Here is a 14,954-nt window from a genome sequence, read left to right on the forward strand (position 1 = left end):
TACTGCCGGTGGAGGCGTCAGTCAGTGGTGCCGATGCGCATCACCGATTTGCCGATCTGTTGCCGGGCTTCGATGCGGGCATGGATGTCCTGCACCTCGTCCATCGTGTAATGCCCTTCGATCTCGATGCTCAGGGAGCCTTCAAGAATCGCCGCAAACACCGCATCGGCGCGGCGCTGTACGGTGGGACCGTCGTTCATGTGATCGGCCAGGCGCGGGCGGGTGAGAAACAGTGAACCGGCTTCGCCCAGCTCGATGGGGTCCAGGTCGGTGATGGAACCTGAGACGTTGCCGTAGTTGACGATCAGGCCACGGGTACGACAGGCGCGCAAACTTTCGCGCAGGGTGCTTTTGCCGACGGAGTCGAATACCACATCGACGCCCACGCCCTGGGTGGCCTCGCGAATACGTTCGGCAAAGCCGTCATAAGACATGGCCTGATCGGCGCCGCGTTGCCGGGCAATCGCACATTTCTCTGCAGTGCTGCCGGTGGCGAAGACCCTGGCGCCACGGCGTTTGGCCATCTGTACCAGTAACTGACCAATGCTCCCGGAAGCGGCGTGAACCAGGCAGGTGCTGCCTTCGTGCAGGCGGGCGATATCCTCGACCAGATAGTGTGCCGTGGCGCCCTGGAAGATGGCTGCCGCAGCCATGTCGAAAGGGATGGCGTCGGGGATCTTTGCCACCCGCGCCGCCGGGATACTGGCGTATTCGGCGTAACTGCCCCAGGCGATGCACCAGGCGACCCGGTCGCCAAGAGCCAGTTGCCCGACGCCTGCACCGACTGCGACGACCTCACCGGAGCCTTCCATGCCCAGGGTACAGGGCAGGCCCACCGGGTAGGTGACGGAGCTGGCGTACTTGCCCTGACGGGTGTGCACATCCATGAAGTTGATCCCGGCATAGGCGACTTTGACCAGTACATGGCCGGGACTGACGGTGGGCATGGGCATGTCGGTGCGAATCTGCACGACCTCCGGGCCGCCGTAGGTGTGGATGGTGATGGCTTTCATGGGGTAATGGCTCTCATAGGCTGGTTCAGAACAAAGGGCGGGATGCTCAGAGAGGCGGCGCTGTGGCCTGCCGCAGTGTCATTCATGGTAAAACCTGGCGTACGGTTCGAGAACTCCCGAAAAATTCCCTTTATCTGATCGGAAATAACCCGATGTTCGACTGGCAGGATCTGTATTTCTTTACCGTGCTGGCCCGCACCCAGTCCCTGTCGGCTGCTGCCAGGGAACTACAGGTCGAGCACGCCACGGTGGGCCGTCGCCTCGACGCGCTGGAAAAATCCCTTGGCCTGCGCCTGGTCGACCGCTTGCCGCGCAGCCGGCCCCTGACGGCGGACGGCCGGGCACTGGCGCGGATCGCCGGGGCCATGGCGGGGATCTCTACGGAGATCGCACAGATGTCGCGCCTCGCGTCCATCGAGGTGGCCGGTACCGTGCGGGTCAGTGCGCCGCCGTCCATGGCCATCCATTGCATCGCCCCGCGTATCAGCGCCTTGCGCGAGCAGCATCCCAAGTTGAATGTAGTCCTGTTGCCGTCGCTGTCCCTGGCATCGCTGGACAAAGGCGAAGCCGACATCGCCCTGCGCACCCTGCGCCCCGAGGAAGACGCTCTGGTGCGCAGGAAGATCGGCGCCGTGCGCTTTGCCTTGTATGGGAGCGAAGCATTCAAGGAGCGTCCTGCCGAGCAGTGGACCTTCATCGGCTACGACGAAGGCCGCGATCACTTGCCGCAACAGCAGTGGCTGCATCAGATCAGACGGCATCGGCCGGTGGTGTTTTGCGCAGGCGATATCCCCTCGCAACAGATGGCTGCGCGGTTCGGCGTAGGAGCTGTGGTGTTGCCGACACTTGTCGGTGATAACGACCCGGCATTGCAGCGCCTGCCGGTGGACAGCGAAGCACCGGTCAGGGATATCTGGCTGACGGCCTACCCGGACCTGCGCCGCTCGCCCTCGGTGAAGGCGGTGATGGATTTTCTGGTGGAGTGCGTGCAGCAGGAGCCCCTGCTGCGCTATTGACTGGTGCACACGGGCAGCTCCCACCATGTAGCCAGCAAATGCCTCTGGTCAGGATTACCCGAGAAAATCCCACTGGGTTTGCGGCACATAAGCTGCGACCAGCTCATTGGAGGTGACGAAGCCCTGGGCCACCTGATCAATGGTCTGATGGCCCTGATCGATCTGCGCGCTCCAATAGGCCTTGCCGACCGGGTCGGTGGCGCGGTGCAGGATGACGTTATACAGGGTGTCCAGGTCATGGCTGGTGTTGCCATTGAACAGGGTATTACCGGACTCGGTGGAGCGGGTCATGGTAATGGCGACCTGGCCCAGGTTTTGTCCGCCATTGACCTGATTGTCCCAGTATTCGAACCCGGTCAGGTCGGGTTGGCGACCGAGGATGTTCTGATACAGGGTGGCGATTGCGGTCTGCTGGGTGTTGGCAGCTTGAATAGCGAACCTGATTGATAACCTGAAACAGGGTGCAGTCAGCTGATTTGGCATGAGGACTTGTAGGAGCCGGCACGCATGCTCCTACGATTCTCAGCGGCTGATCAAGCCTTTGGCACAAACCTCAATACCCCAATCACCCCATCCCCTTTGCGGTCCGGATGGTCAGAAGGGTGCACCGTCCCGTCATTCACCGGCACTTCGGCAAAATCAAACGGACTGACCCCCGCCAGGCACGCCGCATTGATCCCGTAGAGTTGTGGGTCGGAGCGCCGTTGATGGTGCGTGTAGATCCCGCAGCGTGAGCAGAAATAGTGTTTGGCCGTGTGGGTATGAAATTCATACAGGGTCAGCAGCTCGGCCCCGGCGGTAATCTGAAAGTCTTCGAGTCGCGCACTGACCACCACCGCGCCGCGTATGCGGCAGTAGGAGCAGTCACAGCGGCGGGCGCTGTGCAGACCGTCGGCCAAGCGTACATGAAAGCGCACGCCACCGCAGTGGCAACTGCCGTCGATTTCGCTGATGTCTTTGTTCATTTCTGGCCTCATGATCAGTTCAGTCCCAACGTTTTTATGAACAGCCTGTCCGTTCAGCGTTCAGCGTTCAGCGTTCAGCGTTTGGGCCCTGTGGGCGCTGTGCTAATCTGCCATTGCTAGCCTGTTGCCAGCGGGGCAGCGCATTTTTTTCAAGCAATGGGTCCGTAGAGTGGAGTGCTCAACCGATGGCGGCTTCGACGTATTTCGATCAGGTCCAGCAACTCTATATCGCCTATTTCGGTCGTCCGGCCGACCCGGTAGGCCTGGCCTATTGGGCGGCCAATATCGATGCCTCCGGTGGCAGCGTGGCCGGAATCGTCGCCGGGTTTTCCGCATCGGCTGAATCGCAGGTGTTGTTTGCCGGCACCACCACGGCGCAGAAAGTGTCGTCGATTTATCTGTCGTTGTTCAACCGCAGTCCTGAGTCCGCCGGATTGGCTTTCTGGGTGGCGCAGATCGATGCTGGCGCGGTGACTCAGGCCCAGGCGGCCTATCAGATTCAGAGCTCGGCCGGCGCTGGCGATGCCACGGCAGTGGCCAACAAACTGACAGCGGCCAAGGCCTTTACTGCGCAACTGGACACCAGTGCCGAGATCGCCGGTTACTCGGGTGCGACGGCGGCGGCTGCCGCGCGTACCTTCCTCAGCAGCGTGGATGCCACGCCTGCGTCACTGGCCACAGCAACAGGCGCGGCGGCTCTGGCCAATACCGTTGCGGCGGTGACCCATACCGCTACCGCACCGGGTCAGACCTTCATCCTGACGGATGCCGTGCAGGACAGCGGTGGCACTTTCACTGCCTTTGATGACTCGGCAGTGCAAGTGGCGGGGGCGCAGGATCTGTCGACTGCCACGGCGGCAAATGGTGGTTTGATTCTGTAAGCGAGCCAGATAACGCTGTGGGAGAGAACTGTGGGAGCGGATTCATCCGCGAAGAGGCTAGTACAGTCACTCTATTTTCATTGCCTGGAACGCCGTCGTCGCGAATGAATTCGCTCCCTCCCACAGAATTCACTGCCTCAACCCACCAGCAACCCGGCCCCGAACAGTGCACAGACTCCACCCGACCAACGAGCGATCGGCACGCTGCTTTTCGGCAACAGGCGCAGCACGGCATAACCTGCGCCATGCAGGGCGGCAGTTGCCAGCAGAAAGCCTGCGGCGTAGGCCCACGGGCTGTTCATCTCAGGCAGTTCCATACCGTGGGCGATGCCATGGCAGATACCGAACACTGCGGTAGTACCCAAGGCCACAAGGGCGGGCAGGCGCGCGCCGATCATCACGATCAGGCCAAACGCCAGGACCGAGGCGGCGATGCCCGACTCGACCCAAGGCAATGACCAACCGGCAAATCCCAGCAGGCCCCCCAGCAGCATGCTGGCGAGAAATGTCAGGGGCAGTTGCCAGCGGCGGGCACCGTGTTGCTGGGCCGCCCACAGGCCCACGGCAACCATCGCCAACAGGTGATCGAGGCCGCTGACCGGGTGGCTGATCCCCGCGAGCAGGCCTGATTCATCGTGGCCGGGGTGGGCCAGGGCAATGCCGGGTAATATGCACAGCGTGGCGCTCAGGCCGACTTTCCAGAGTCTTTGTTGCATTCGGGTACTCCTTCAATGGTGTGGTGGAGTGGGGCATCCCGTCGATACCCCACTGTTCAATCAGCCTTGCTTGGGCAAACCAAACGGGCCACGCACTTGCTCAAAGGCAGCGGCAACGCGCAGGCCCAGCGCATCGTTGAAGCGCGCAGCGACAATCATCAGCCCTACCGGCAGGCCGTCGGCGAGGCCTGCCGGTACCGATGTCGCCGGGTGGCCGGAGAGGTCGAACGGCGCGGTGTTGCTGAGCATGTCCAGGGCGCTGGCGAAGTATTCTTCGATAGGTGCATCAGCGGCGGTCAGGGGCGTGGCGACGAAGGGGATGGTCGGCATGATCAGCACGTCGTATTGCTTGAGCGCTTCGTCGTACTGGCGAGTCAGCTCGGCCACCAGCATGCGCGCCTTGGCGTAGTAGGCTCCGTAGAGGTTCTTCAGGCTGTAGTGACCGGTCAGGGCCACCGAGCGCACGGTGGCGGAGAGCTGGTTGGCATGCTTGATCCGGTTTTTGCCGAACCAGGCCATGATGTCCGGATCGTAGTAGCCGTCGAAGTTCATGCCGTAGCCGTTGCCTTGCAGCATCTGGTAGGCGGCACCGTCCGTGGCGATGACATTCCACAGGTCCATGGCCACGCCGCTGTGCCAGGGTGCGCTGGCTTCGCCGACGCTGGCGCCCAGGCTTTCAAGTTTCGCCGCCCCGGCCTTGACCAGTGCGTCCACCGCTTCCTGGGAGACGCCGGGCACGTTGAAGCCTTCCTTGAGCAGGCCGATTTTCAGGCCGGCCACGCCCAGGTGCAGGGTCGAGACGGTGTCGGTGTGTTCCGGGACTTTTTTCTGCCGTGGGTCCAGGCCATCGGCACCGGCCAGCACGTCGAGCATCACCGCCACTTCTTTCACGCTGCGGCCCATGGGCCCGAGGTGGTCAATGGTGCGTTCGATGGGGAAACCGCCGGTGTAGGGCACCAGGCTGTAGGTCGGCTTGTGCCCGACAATGCCGCTCCAGGCCGAGGGCATGCGGATTGAACCACCCTGGTCGCCGCCTATGGCCAGGTCGGCTTCGCCCGTGGCTACCAGCACCGCGCTGCCACTGGAGGACCCCCCGGCATTGCGGGTCTTGTCCCAGGGGTTGAGCACTGCGCCGGACGTCGAAGTGAAACTGGCGCCGGAGAAGCACAGGTCTTCACATACGGATTTGCCGACAATGGTCGCGCCCGCCGCCAGCAGGCGCTTGACCACCGTGGCGTCTTCGCTGGGTACATAGCCGTCGATGCTCATGGAGCCGTTGGCCATGGGTACGCCGGCGACCGAGACGTTGTCCTTGATGACCACGGTCTTGCCCGCCAGGGGACCCTGACCGCTGCCTTTGATTTGGGTCTGCACGTACCAGGCGCGGTGGCTGTTGTCCTTGGCTTCGGGGCGGGAAAACTCCCGCTGCGGCGCCGCTTTGGCGATATGGCTCTGGTACAGCGCGTCAACGCTTTCATAGCTGTTCAAGGCACCGTCAGACAGGCGCAGGAAGGCTTCGACCTGAGCGTCATCCAGGGTGTAGCCGTGGTCTTGGGCCGCCAGCAGGATGTCGGTTTTGACGGGACGTGGAATGGACATGGTGTTTCTCCGTTAGAAAATGATGACGGGCGCCCAACAAAGGGGAGGGCGTTGTCGTTTTCCGGAGGACGCCGTTGTCCACGCCGGTCGCTACGCGGTGCTCCATACCTGCCGAAGACGGGCGTATGGCAACTTCCGCGCAGAAAGGCTGCCGCCCTTCAGGCGACAGCGCACAGGCTGTCGTTAACTGGTTTGCTGGAACAGTTCATGGGCCTTGACCAGGGCCTCGGCGATTTTCTCCACTGGTTCGCGCTTGGCCATGGCCTGGTCACGCAGGGCGTTATAGGCGTCTATTTCGGACATGCCCTTGGTTTCGATCAGGATGATTTTCGCCTGTTGCACTGTACGCATCACCGCCATCCGGCCTTCCAGGCGCTTGACGTGTTTTTCCCGGTCCCGGGCCTTGCGCGACTGGTTCAGGGTGATCGCCAGAGCCGCCAGCAGGCCGAATGACTTGACCGGCGAGGGGATCACTGCGCTGGCATTGAGCTGCAACAGGGCTTCGACAATGATCGGGTTCTCATAGGCAATCACCGGGATGATCGGCGGCGTGCCGTTCTGGAACAGCCAGGGTGTGTTGGTCGCCAGGCTTTCCGGCGAGACCGCCAGAACGATGACCTCGACCTCGCCGGGCAGGCGCTCGGGAATTGGCCACTGCACCCGCACCTGGCAGCCGATGCGCTTGAGCTGGGCGATCAGGTTACGCCCGTCTTCGTCATCGGGATGCAGGACCAGCACGCTGATCTCGCGCAGGTCCTTGATGCCGCCGCTGCTCTCCGGGCGATAGCGCTTCTTCGCGGCACGCAGGGTCATGGCTGGCTCTCCGGCGCGCTGGACCAGTCGTTCAGGCCAGGAGCGATGGCATAAGGGTCGGGCTTGATGGCCTGGCGGCTTTCACGCAGCAGGTCGAACTGGCCGTCGCGGTTGACCCGGCCGATACGGGAAAACAGTGCGGTGTGATGATTGTCCGGATCGACCCGCACGCGCCCTTGCGGGGCATCCAGCTCCAGCCCGCGCATGGCCTGCAGGACATCTTCGACATCCTCGCCCTGGGCCTGGCGCAGAGCCTTGGCCAACAGATGGACCTGGAAATAGGCCGACTCCCAGCAGCGGTCGGTGACCTGATGCTGGCCGAAGCGCTCGCGATACTCGGCAATGACCCGGCGGTTGAGGGGGGTGTCCACCGACTGGAAATAACTGGCTGCGGAAATATGTCCCATGGCCAGCTCCGGCCCCATCTCCTGGATATCGGTTTCCGTGGTGACCAGGCTGGCAATCGGCATGCGTGCCGGGTCCAGATCGGCCTCGGCGTAGGCGCGGTAAAGGTGATTCATGCTGCGCCCGACCACGGTGGCGAAAATGAACGAAGGCTGCAGCTGGCGGGCCTTTTCGATCAACTTGTCAAAGTCATGGGGGCCGGCGCTCAGGGGCAGGTAATACTCGCCCAGCTTGGTGCCGCCGTGCTCGTACAGCAGGTCGCTCATCAGGCGGTTGGTTTCATAGGGGTAGACATATTCCGAGCCGATCATCAGCACCCGGTTGCCGTAATGTTCCAGCATGTAGCGCGCCAATGGCACGGTGTTATGGTTTTGCGTACCGCCGGTATAAATCACATTGCGCGAATATTCGAAGCCTTCGTAGAACACCGGGTACAACAACAGGGCGTCATAGCGCTCCAATACCGGAATCGCCGCCTTGCGGGTACTGGAGGTATAGCAACCGAGGAAGAACTTCAGGCCTTGCTCACGGATCAGTGATTCGACATGCATGGCATAGAGCGCAGGCGTGGATTCGGTATTACGCACGATCAATTCAAAGGGCCGGCCATTGACGCCGCCCTCGGCATTGACTTGCTCAATGGCAAATTGTGTTCCGCGTAACATTGAGCGTTCCGAGGCGGCGGTAATACCGGAGTCGGAAAACAGTCCACCAATTCTGATTGCTTGATTAGCCATACCTTGAGCCTTATGCAAATCGGCCGAACTGCGTCTTGCGCTGTCGCCAATACCGTACCGCGCACCGCAGCAAGAGGCCGCTGTGCCGCAGGTCGGGAGTAATGGATGGGGCCATGCCGTCGGGTCGAGGGCAATCGAGGCTGTTTGCGCCTGGTCTGGAACGACAACGCTGTCGCGGCCAGTCTTGCGAGGATCTTCCCTACCTGCCGGAGAAGGGCGTAGGGCAAGACATCCTGCGGGGATATGCCAGCAGTGGAAGCATTTTGCGGGCCAAGTGGCGCATGCGCAGTATAAGCCCGGGGGACAAATAGCCGTTGGCTGACCGACTTGGTCCTTGTGGGAGCGAGGCTTGCCCGCGAAGGCCTCGACGCGACACACCTGATACACCGCATTAACTTTTTCGCGGGCAAGCCTCGCTCCCGCAGATACTTCTGCCCGGCTTCGGTGCATCGAGCCTCGCAATGGTGCAGCTGCTCAATCCCTCCTGCGCGGCGAATCAGACCGGATAATCAGGCCAAAATAAATATGGCAACTAAAGCAGGAAACACGCCCCGCGACGCCCAGGGATTAGTTGCCAGGTAAAGCAAAAATTGTGGCGATACCTCGATATACCGCCTCCCAGGACAAACCATCGAGTGCCTATCTGTCCCTTCGGACAACTTGTTGTAAGGCCCCTGACAAAGTGCTGCGTACGAACTTGGCACTGCCCTTGCTAAGTTTCTTCCTGCAACACTCGAACGCCGCACCATTGCCCTACGCCCACTTGGCAAGTAGGGAATGCCCCGGCGAATGACTGGATCGGACAAAGTTGTCCCGCCAGATTCGGCACAAGAAGCCTGACACCCCGTTTTTTTTAAATCACGGGCGGTCGGGCTTTTTTTATTTCTGGAGAAAAGTAATGAGCGATGATCCACGCAGTTTGCTGAAGCGCGCACTGTTGTTCAGTGCCATGACCCTGATGCCGCTGGCCATGGCCAGCTATGCCAGTGCGGACACGGTCAAGGTCGGTATTATCCATTCGTTGACCGGGACCATGGCCATGAGCGAGGCCTCGGTGGTGGACGCCGAGAAGCTGGCCATTGATGAGATCAACGCCTCGGGCGGCGTTCTGGGCAAGACCATCGAGCCGATAGTCGAAGACGGTGCCAGTGACTGGCCGACCTTCGCCGAAAAAGCCCGCAAGCTGCTGGAACAGGACCACGTCGCCACGGTGTTCGGCGCCTATACCTCGGCGTCACGCAAGGCAGTGCTGCCGGTGTTCGAACGGGACAAGGGCCTGTTGTACTACCCGACCTTCTACGAGGGCCTGGAGAAGTCGCCGAACATCATGTACACCGGCCAGGAAGCCTCGCAACAGACCCTGGCTGCGGTCGACTGGCTGATGCAGAACAAGGGCAAGAGCGTCTATCTGGTCGGCTCGGACTATATCTGGCCGCGCACCACCAACAAGCTGGCCCGGGCTTCGATCAGCAAGAAGGGCGGCTCGATTGTCGGTGAGGACTACCTGCCTCTGGGGCATATCGAGTTCTCTTCGGTGATCAACAAGATCAAGGCGGCCAAGCCTGACATTATCCTGTCCACCATCGTCGGCGGCTCCAACGTGGCGTTCTATAAGCAGCTCAAGGCTGCCGGTATCGACAGCTCCAATCAGACCCTCATGGCCCTGGCCGTCACCGAAGAAGAAGTCACCGGCATCGGCGCCGAAAACCTCACCGGTTTTCTCACCTGCATGAGTTATTTCCAGAGCCTGAAGAACCCGCAGAACGACAAGTTCGTCGCCGCCTTCAAGGCCCGTTACGGGCAGAACCGGGTGATTGGCGATCCGATGGAGGCCGCGTACACCGGCGTCTACCTGTGGAAAGCCGCAGCTGAAAAAGCCGGCAGCTTCGACGTGCCGAAGGTCATCGCAGCGTCTTCGGAACTGACCTGGGACGCCCCGGAAGGTCCGGTGAAGATCCATAAGGACAACCATCACCTGTGGAAGCAGGCCCGCATCGGCAGCATCAACGCTCAGGGCCAGGTCGACGTGATCTACGAGTCGGCGCCCATCGAGCCCAACCCGTTCCCGAAACTGTAACGGCCTGCCGGGCCCGGCAGCGGGCCTGGCGTGCCAAGCGACGACAGCCAAGCCATCACAGGTAGCGCTATGACTTTCGATATTCTGATAATGCAGGTGTTCAGCGGATTCTCGCTGTTCTCCGTGCTGGTGCTCATGGCCATCGGCCTGACCATCGTCTTCGGCCTGATGGGCGTGATCAATATGGCCCACGGCGAGCTGATGGCCCTGGGCGCCTACATGACCTACCTCACTGCACTGGTGTTCGAACGCTGGTTGCCGGGGTTGATGGGCGCCTATTTCATCGTCGGCATCGTTGTCGCATTCGCTGTGACCTTTGCCTTCGGCTATCTGCTGGAGCGCTGCTTCATCCGCTTCATGTACAACCGGCCGCTGGACACACTGCTGGCCACCTGGGGCCTGTCGCTGGTATTGCAGCAGGTCTATCGCCAGGTGTTCGGCCCCAAGGAAGTCAGCGTGCCCACGGTGCAGTGGCTGCAAGGTGCCTGGAAGATTTCCGAAGGCCTGTCGCTACCACTGAACCGCATTTTCATCATCGGCCTGACCTTACTGATTGCCGGGGCGGTGTTCCTGTTTCTCTACCGCAGCCGTTGGGGCCTGCGCATCCGCGCGGTGACCCAGAACCGCGCCATGGCCGGTGCCGCAGGCATCGATACGGCGCGGGTGGATGCGGTGACCTTTGCTCTGGGCTGCGGCCTCGCCGGGGTCGCGGGCAGCTCCTTCACCATGCTCGCCTCGACCGGGCCGGTCACCGGCCAGCAGTACCTGGTGGACACCTTCATCGTGGTCGTCTTTGGCGGTGTCGAGAGCCTGCTGGGTACCTTCCTGTCCGCCTTCGGCATCGGCCAGACCCAGGTGTCCCTGGAGTACCTGACCACCGGTTCGATGGCCAAGGCCATCACCCTGCTGGTGGTCATCGTGTTGCTGTTCTTCCGTCCCAACGGCCTGTTCGCCGCGAAAGTGAGACGCTGATATGACTGACAAGACCCTGAGTCTCTCCGACTCCCTGTTCGACCCCAACCGGCAGCGCTGGCAGGGCATCCTGTACTTTGTTGAACGGCACAGCCTGATCTGGTTGTCGGTGTTGCTGCTGGTGGTCCTGCCGCTGTGCCTGGGCGCATTTCGCCTGGGCCTGGCGGGCAAATACCTGAGCCTGGCGTTCTGTGCCCTGGGCATGGTGCTGATCTGGGGCTATGGCGGCATCCTCAGCCTGGGGCAGGGGATCTTCTTCGGCCTGGGCAGCTACATGATGGCCATGTACCTCAAGCTCGAAGCCACAGCGAGTGATGAAGCGGCCAGCGCCCTGGCGGCGTTCTACGGCTCGAACCTGCCGGACTTCATGATCTGGAACAGCATCGAAGCGCTGCCCTGGTGGTGGAAGCCGTTCCAGTCACCGACCTTCACCGTGCTGGCGATCCTGCTGGTGCCTGCGTTGCTGGCGTTCGGCTTCAGCTATGCCTACTTCAAGAAGCGCGTGGGCGGGGTGTATTTCTCGATCATCACCCTGTCCCTGGCGGCGATCATGTCCATCACCATCATCGGCCAGCAGGGTTATACCGGCGGGGTCAACGGCCTGACCGATTTCAAGACGGTATTCGGCCTGGACCTGCAAAGCCAGACCGCCGCCATGGTGCTGTACCTGATCACCACGGTGCTGTTGCTGCTCTGTGTGCTGCTGTGCAAGTTCGTGATCCATGGCCGGGTTGGCAAGGTGATTGTCGCCATCCGTGACCGCGAGGACCGGGTGCGTTTTTCCGGCTACAACACCGCGCTGTTCAAGGCCTTTATCTTTGCCGTGGCGGCGCTGATCTCGGCGTTGGGCGGGGTGATGTTCACCCTGCAGGTGGGCCTGGCTTCGCCATCCCTGGTGGGGATCATTCCATCGACCGAGATCGTGATTTATGCCGCGCTGGGCGGGCGGCTGTCCCTGGTCGGGGCCATTTACGGCACGCTGCTGATCGGCGTTGCCAAGAGCTACCTCTCGGAAAACTTCGTCAACTTCTGGCAGTACTTCATGGGCGGTCTGTTCATGGGCGTGGTGCTGTTCCTGCCGGCCGGCCTGGCGGGTTTGCTGGAACGCCTGAGCAAGCGGGGAGAGCGGTCATGAGTGCAATTCTACTGGCGGTCGAGGACCTTAGCGTTTCGTTCGACGGCTTCAAGGCAGTGGACAGCCTGAACTTCTATGTCGAGGAAAATCAGGTCCATGTGGTGATCGGCCCCAACGGCGCGGGCAAGACCACCCTGCTCGACATGATCTGCGGCAAGACCCGGCCCAGCGCCGGCAGCATCCGCTTCAAGGACATGGAGCTGGCGCAGATGATCGAGTACCAGATCACCCGCGCCGGGGTCGGGCGCAAGTTCCAGAACCCGTCGGTGTACGAAGATCTCACGGTACGCGAGAACCTGGACATTTCTTCGCCGGACAAGCGCGGCCTGTTTACCTGCCTGTTTTCCCGGCGGGACAAAGCCCTGGAGGAGGAGGTGGAACGTACTGCCGAACTGATCTTCCTCAAGGACCAGTTGGGCCTCAAGGCCGGGCTGTTGTCCCACGGCCAGAAGCAGTGGCTGGAGATCGGCATGCTGCTGATGCAGCGCCCCGAGCTGCTGTTGCTCGACGAGCCGGTGGCGGGCATGAGTGCCGGGGAGCGGGAAAAGACCGCCGGCCTGCTCAAACGCATCGCCCAGGGCCGGGCCATGGTGATCATCGAGCACGACATGGAGTTCGTGAAGGCCGTGGCCGACAAGGTCACCGTGCTGCACCAGGGCAAGACCCTGGCCTACGGTTCCATGGATCAGGTGCAGAACGATCCGCAAGTCATCGACGTCTACCTGGGGCACTGAACATGCTGAACGTCAACGAACTCAACGTGTACTACGGGCAGAGTCATGTGCTGCGCAACCTGTCGCTGCAACTGGCGCCTGCCGAATCCCTGGCGATCATGGGCCGCAACGGCATGGGCAAGACTACCTTGCTCAAAAGCCTGGTCGGCATGCTCCCGGCCCGCAGCGGCAGCATCCAGCTGGCGGGAGAGGAACTGCTGGGGCGCAAGAGCTATCAGCGGGTCGCCGCCGGGATCGGCTTCGTGCCCCAGGGACGGATGATCTTCCCGCTGCTGACTGTGGAAGAAAATATCCGCACCGGTATGGAGAACACCCCCGAGCCGAACATTCCCGACTACATCTTCGAGTACTTTCCGGTGCTGTTCGAGATGCGCCGACGCAAGGGCGGCAATCTCTCCGGCGGGCAGCAGCAACAGCTGGCCATCGCCCGAGCACTGGTTTCCAACCCCAAGGTGCTGATTCTCGACGAGCCCACCGAAGGCATTCAGCCGTCGATCATCAAGGACATCGCCCAGGCCCTGAACAAGCTGAAGAAGGAACGCGGGTTTTCCCTGATCGTCTCCGAGCAGGTGCTGTCGTTCGCCATGGCTGTGGCCGACCGTTACCTGATCATCGAGAAGGGCGAGTTCGTCCATAGCGAGGTGCGCGAAACCGTCGACCGCGAGCGCATCCTGCGCTACCTGACGATCTGAGGGCCGAGCCATGCTGATTCTCGAACGTATCCTCGGCCTGGCCAGCGACCCGGCCATTCACGAACAGCTGCACAGCCTGGAACACGCAGGCAGCGTCGAAACCGTCACCTTGGGCAGTGCCGATATGCAGCGCCACCGCCTGCGCGTGCGGGGTGATCGCGGCACTGACTATGCGATACGCCTGGAGCGCCACGAGCAACTGCGCAATGGCGCGGTGCTGATGCTCGACGCCCGTCGCGCCGTGGTTGTGCAGATGCAGGAGCAGGCTTGGCTGGCCCTGCTGCCACGGGATAGCGCCGCCGCCCTGGAGCTGGGCTATTTCGCTGGCAACATGCATTGGAAAGTGCGCTTTGCCGGCAATGAATTGCAGATCCAGCTGCACGGCCCGGAGCAGGATTATTTGGAGCGGTTGACGCCGATGCTGGCGGACGGCCGGGTACGCCGGAGCGAATCATGAGTCTGGCCGCGACCCTGTTGGCCATGCAGCAGGCCGACAGTTTTTTTCCCAGTGGCGCGGTGGCCTGGTCTTGGGGGTTGGAGACCCTGGTCAATGAATCGGCGCTGGGCGCCCAGGTACCCGCTGGACGACGTCGCGAGCGGGTCAGGGAGCCCCGCGGCGATGAGGTCCAGGCCTTTATCGACGGTCAGGTGCGTTATCGCTGGGCCAGTTTCGACCGGGCCTTTCTGCGCGGCGCCTGGCTGGCCACTGACGATCTTGAACGGGTCAACCAGCTGGATCGTGAAGTCGAGGCCCTGACCCTGGCGACCGAGGCACGCCAGGGCTCGCGGCGGATCGGTCAGGCCTTGCTCGGCGTGCATGCCGCACTGGGCACCGCTGCCGCCGGGGACTATCTGGCCCGGGTCAATGCCGGGCAGGCGCCAGCCCATGTGCCGGTGATTCAGGGGTTGGTCTGGCGCCATCTGGGGTTGCCCCTGGAACACGCCGAAGCGGCCTCCGTGCATGGCCTGTGTACCGGCCTGGTCAGCGCCGCTCTGCGCCTTGGCGTACTCGGCCATGTCGATGGCCAGCGCGTGCTGGCCGGGCTGCAAGCTGCGTTGCGCGAAGTGCTCGCCGCCGCAGCGCCCGAGCCGGAGCAGGCCGCCAGTTTCATTCCCATGGCCGAGATCGCCGTCATGCGTCACGAAACCCAGGATCTGCGCCTGTTCGCCAACTGAACCGACGCCCCGTCTCAGAGGAC

The 14,954-nt window shown here is 62.0% G+C and carries 16 protein-coding genes; 9 read left to right on the top strand and 7 right to left on the bottom strand.

All coding sequences use genetic code 11. The annotated features are described in order from the left end of the window. Positions 1–17 precede the first annotated feature (17 nt). Complete coding sequence (locus AC1Z24_RS12545) at positions 18–1,013, bottom strand: quinone oxidoreductase family protein (RefSeq protein ID WP_483745904.1); 996 nt, start codon at positions 1,011–1,013, stop codon at positions 18–20. A gap of 152 nt (positions 1,014–1,165) precedes the next feature. Between AC1Z24_RS12545 and AC1Z24_RS12550 the strand changes: the two genes are divergently transcribed. Continuing rightward, entirely contained in the window at positions 1,166–2,029 is an 864-nt protein-coding gene (locus tag AC1Z24_RS12550) for a LysR family transcriptional regulator (protein ID WP_483745905.1), read from the top strand. A gap of 54 nt (positions 2,030–2,083) precedes the next feature. Here AC1Z24_RS12550 and AC1Z24_RS12555 read toward each other — a convergent pair whose 3' ends face one another. Then, positions 2,084–2,512: a DUF4214 domain-containing protein gene (locus tag AC1Z24_RS12555; RefSeq protein WP_483745906.1), complete on the bottom strand. Its 429-nt coding sequence runs from the start codon at positions 2,510–2,512 to the stop codon at positions 2,084–2,086. Between the two features lie 50 nt (positions 2,513–2,562). Then, positions 2,563–2,994: a GFA family protein gene (locus tag AC1Z24_RS12560; RefSeq protein ID WP_483745907.1), complete on the bottom strand. Its 432-nt coding sequence runs from the start codon at positions 2,992–2,994 to the stop codon at positions 2,563–2,565. A gap of 185 nt (positions 2,995–3,179) precedes the next feature. On the opposite strand from AC1Z24_RS12560, the gene AC1Z24_RS12565 reads away from it, so the two are divergent. Beyond that, positions 3,180–3,875 (top strand): DUF4214 domain-containing protein, encoded by a 696-nt coding sequence (locus AC1Z24_RS12565; protein ID WP_483745908.1) that lies wholly within the window; start codon positions 3,180–3,182, stop codon positions 3,873–3,875. A gap of 137 nt (positions 3,876–4,012) precedes the next feature. Here AC1Z24_RS12565 and AC1Z24_RS12570 read toward each other — a convergent pair whose 3' ends face one another. From AC1Z24_RS12570 to AC1Z24_RS12585, 4 genes are all read right to left on the bottom strand, one after another. Continuing rightward, on the bottom strand, positions 4,013–4,591 hold the full coding sequence (locus tag AC1Z24_RS12570) for a HupE/UreJ family protein (protein ID WP_483745909.1): 579 nt from the start codon (positions 4,589–4,591) through the stop codon (positions 4,013–4,015). A 60-nt stretch (positions 4,592–4,651) separates the two neighbouring features. Next, positions 4,652–6,190: an amidase gene (locus tag AC1Z24_RS12575; protein WP_483745910.1), complete on the bottom strand. Its 1,539-nt coding sequence runs from the start codon at positions 6,188–6,190 to the stop codon at positions 4,652–4,654. Positions 6,191–6,373: 183 nt separating this feature from the next. Next, positions 6,374–7,003 (bottom strand): ANTAR domain-containing response regulator, encoded by a 630-nt coding sequence (locus tag AC1Z24_RS12580; protein WP_483745911.1) that lies wholly within the window; start codon positions 7,001–7,003, stop codon positions 6,374–6,376. Continuing rightward, positions 7,000–8,145, bottom strand: a complete 1,146-nt coding sequence (locus AC1Z24_RS12585; RefSeq protein ID WP_483745912.1) for a transporter substrate-binding domain-containing protein — start codon at positions 8,143–8,145, stop codon at positions 7,000–7,002. The genes AC1Z24_RS12580 and AC1Z24_RS12585 overlap by 4 nt, the downstream gene beginning before the upstream one ends. 898 nt (positions 8,146–9,043) lie before the next feature. On the opposite strand from AC1Z24_RS12585, the gene urtA reads away from it, so the two are divergent. The 7 genes from urtA to AC1Z24_RS12620 all read left to right on the top strand — a co-directional run bounded on the left by urtA (position 9,044) and on the right by AC1Z24_RS12620 (position 14,931). Next, on the top strand, positions 9,044–10,222 hold the full coding sequence (gene urtA, locus AC1Z24_RS12590) for an urea ABC transporter substrate-binding protein (RefSeq protein WP_259109000.1): 1,179 nt from the start codon (positions 9,044–9,046) through the stop codon (positions 10,220–10,222). Between the two features lie 69 nt (positions 10,223–10,291). Continuing rightward, on the top strand, positions 10,292–11,194 hold the full coding sequence (gene urtB / locus AC1Z24_RS12595) for an urea ABC transporter permease subunit UrtB (protein WP_483745913.1): 903 nt from the start codon (positions 10,292–10,294) through the stop codon (positions 11,192–11,194). A gap of 1 nt (position 11,195) precedes the next feature. Further along, positions 11,196–12,329: an urea ABC transporter permease subunit UrtC gene (gene urtC / locus AC1Z24_RS12600; RefSeq protein ID WP_483745914.1), complete on the top strand. Its 1,134-nt coding sequence runs from the start codon at positions 11,196–11,198 to the stop codon at positions 12,327–12,329. Further along, positions 12,326–13,063 carry an urea ABC transporter ATP-binding protein UrtD gene (gene urtD / locus AC1Z24_RS12605; protein WP_483745915.1) on the top strand — a complete coding sequence of 246 codons (738 nt, stop codon included), beginning with the start codon at positions 12,326–12,328 and terminating at the stop codon, positions 13,061–13,063. Before urtC ends, urtD begins: the two co-directional genes overlap by 4 nt. Before the next feature lie 2 nt (positions 13,064–13,065). Then, positions 13,066–13,755, top strand: a complete 690-nt coding sequence (gene urtE / locus AC1Z24_RS12610; protein WP_259108987.1) for an urea ABC transporter ATP-binding subunit UrtE — start codon at positions 13,066–13,068, stop codon at positions 13,753–13,755. A 10-nt stretch (positions 13,756–13,765) separates the two neighbouring features. Beyond that, on the top strand, positions 13,766–14,212 hold the full coding sequence (gene ureE / locus AC1Z24_RS12615) for an urease accessory protein UreE (RefSeq protein WP_483745916.1): 447 nt from the start codon (positions 13,766–13,768) through the stop codon (positions 14,210–14,212). Further along, positions 14,206–14,931, top strand: coding sequence for an urease accessory protein UreF (locus tag AC1Z24_RS12620; RefSeq protein WP_483746604.1), 726 nt, complete (start codon positions 14,206–14,208; stop codon positions 14,929–14,931). Before ureE ends, AC1Z24_RS12620 begins: the two co-directional genes overlap by 7 nt. Positions 14,932–14,954: the final 23 nt, after the last annotated feature.

The organism is Pseudomonas sp. JL23 (assembly GCF_056933585.1).

Bases quoted from the DNA above. Each gene is read 5' to 3' on its own strand.
- AC1Z24_RS12545 (WP_483745904.1), bottom strand. From the start codon at position 1,013: ATGAAAGCCATCACCATCCACACCTACGGCGGCCCGGAGGTCGTGCAG.
- AC1Z24_RS12550 (WP_483745905.1), top strand. From the start codon at position 1,166: ATGTTCGACTGGCAGGATCTGTATTTCTTTACCGTGCTGGCCCGCACC.
- AC1Z24_RS12555 (WP_483745906.1), bottom strand. From the start codon at position 2,512: ATGCCAAATCAGCTGACTGCACCCTGTTTCAGGTTATCAATCAGGTTC.
- AC1Z24_RS12560 (WP_483745907.1), bottom strand. From the start codon at position 2,994: ATGAACAAAGACATCAGCGAAATCGACGGCAGTTGCCACTGCGGTGGC.
- AC1Z24_RS12565 (WP_483745908.1), top strand. From the start codon at position 3,180: ATGGCGGCTTCGACGTATTTCGATCAGGTCCAGCAACTCTATATCGCC.
- AC1Z24_RS12570 (WP_483745909.1), bottom strand. From the start codon at position 4,591: ATGCAACAAAGACTCTGGAAAGTCGGCCTGAGCGCCACGCTGTGCATA.
- AC1Z24_RS12575 (WP_483745910.1), bottom strand. From the start codon at position 6,190: ATGTCCATTCCACGTCCCGTCAAAACCGACATCCTGCTGGCGGCCCAA.
- AC1Z24_RS12580 (WP_483745911.1), bottom strand. From the start codon at position 7,003: ATGACCCTGCGTGCCGCGAAGAAGCGCTATCGCCCGGAGAGCAGCGGC.
- AC1Z24_RS12585 (WP_483745912.1), bottom strand. From the start codon at position 8,145: ATGGCTAATCAAGCAATCAGAATTGGTGGACTGTTTTCCGACTCCGGT.
- urtA (WP_259109000.1), top strand. From the start codon at position 9,044: ATGAGCGATGATCCACGCAGTTTGCTGAAGCGCGCACTGTTGTTCAGT.
- urtB (WP_483745913.1), top strand. From the start codon at position 10,292: ATGACTTTCGATATTCTGATAATGCAGGTGTTCAGCGGATTCTCGCTG.
- urtC (WP_483745914.1), top strand. From the start codon at position 11,196: ATGACTGACAAGACCCTGAGTCTCTCCGACTCCCTGTTCGACCCCAAC.
- urtD (WP_483745915.1), top strand. From the start codon at position 12,326: ATGAGTGCAATTCTACTGGCGGTCGAGGACCTTAGCGTTTCGTTCGAC.
- urtE (WP_259108987.1), top strand. From the start codon at position 13,066: ATGCTGAACGTCAACGAACTCAACGTGTACTACGGGCAGAGTCATGTG.
- ureE (WP_483745916.1), top strand. From the start codon at position 13,766: ATGCTGATTCTCGAACGTATCCTCGGCCTGGCCAGCGACCCGGCCATT.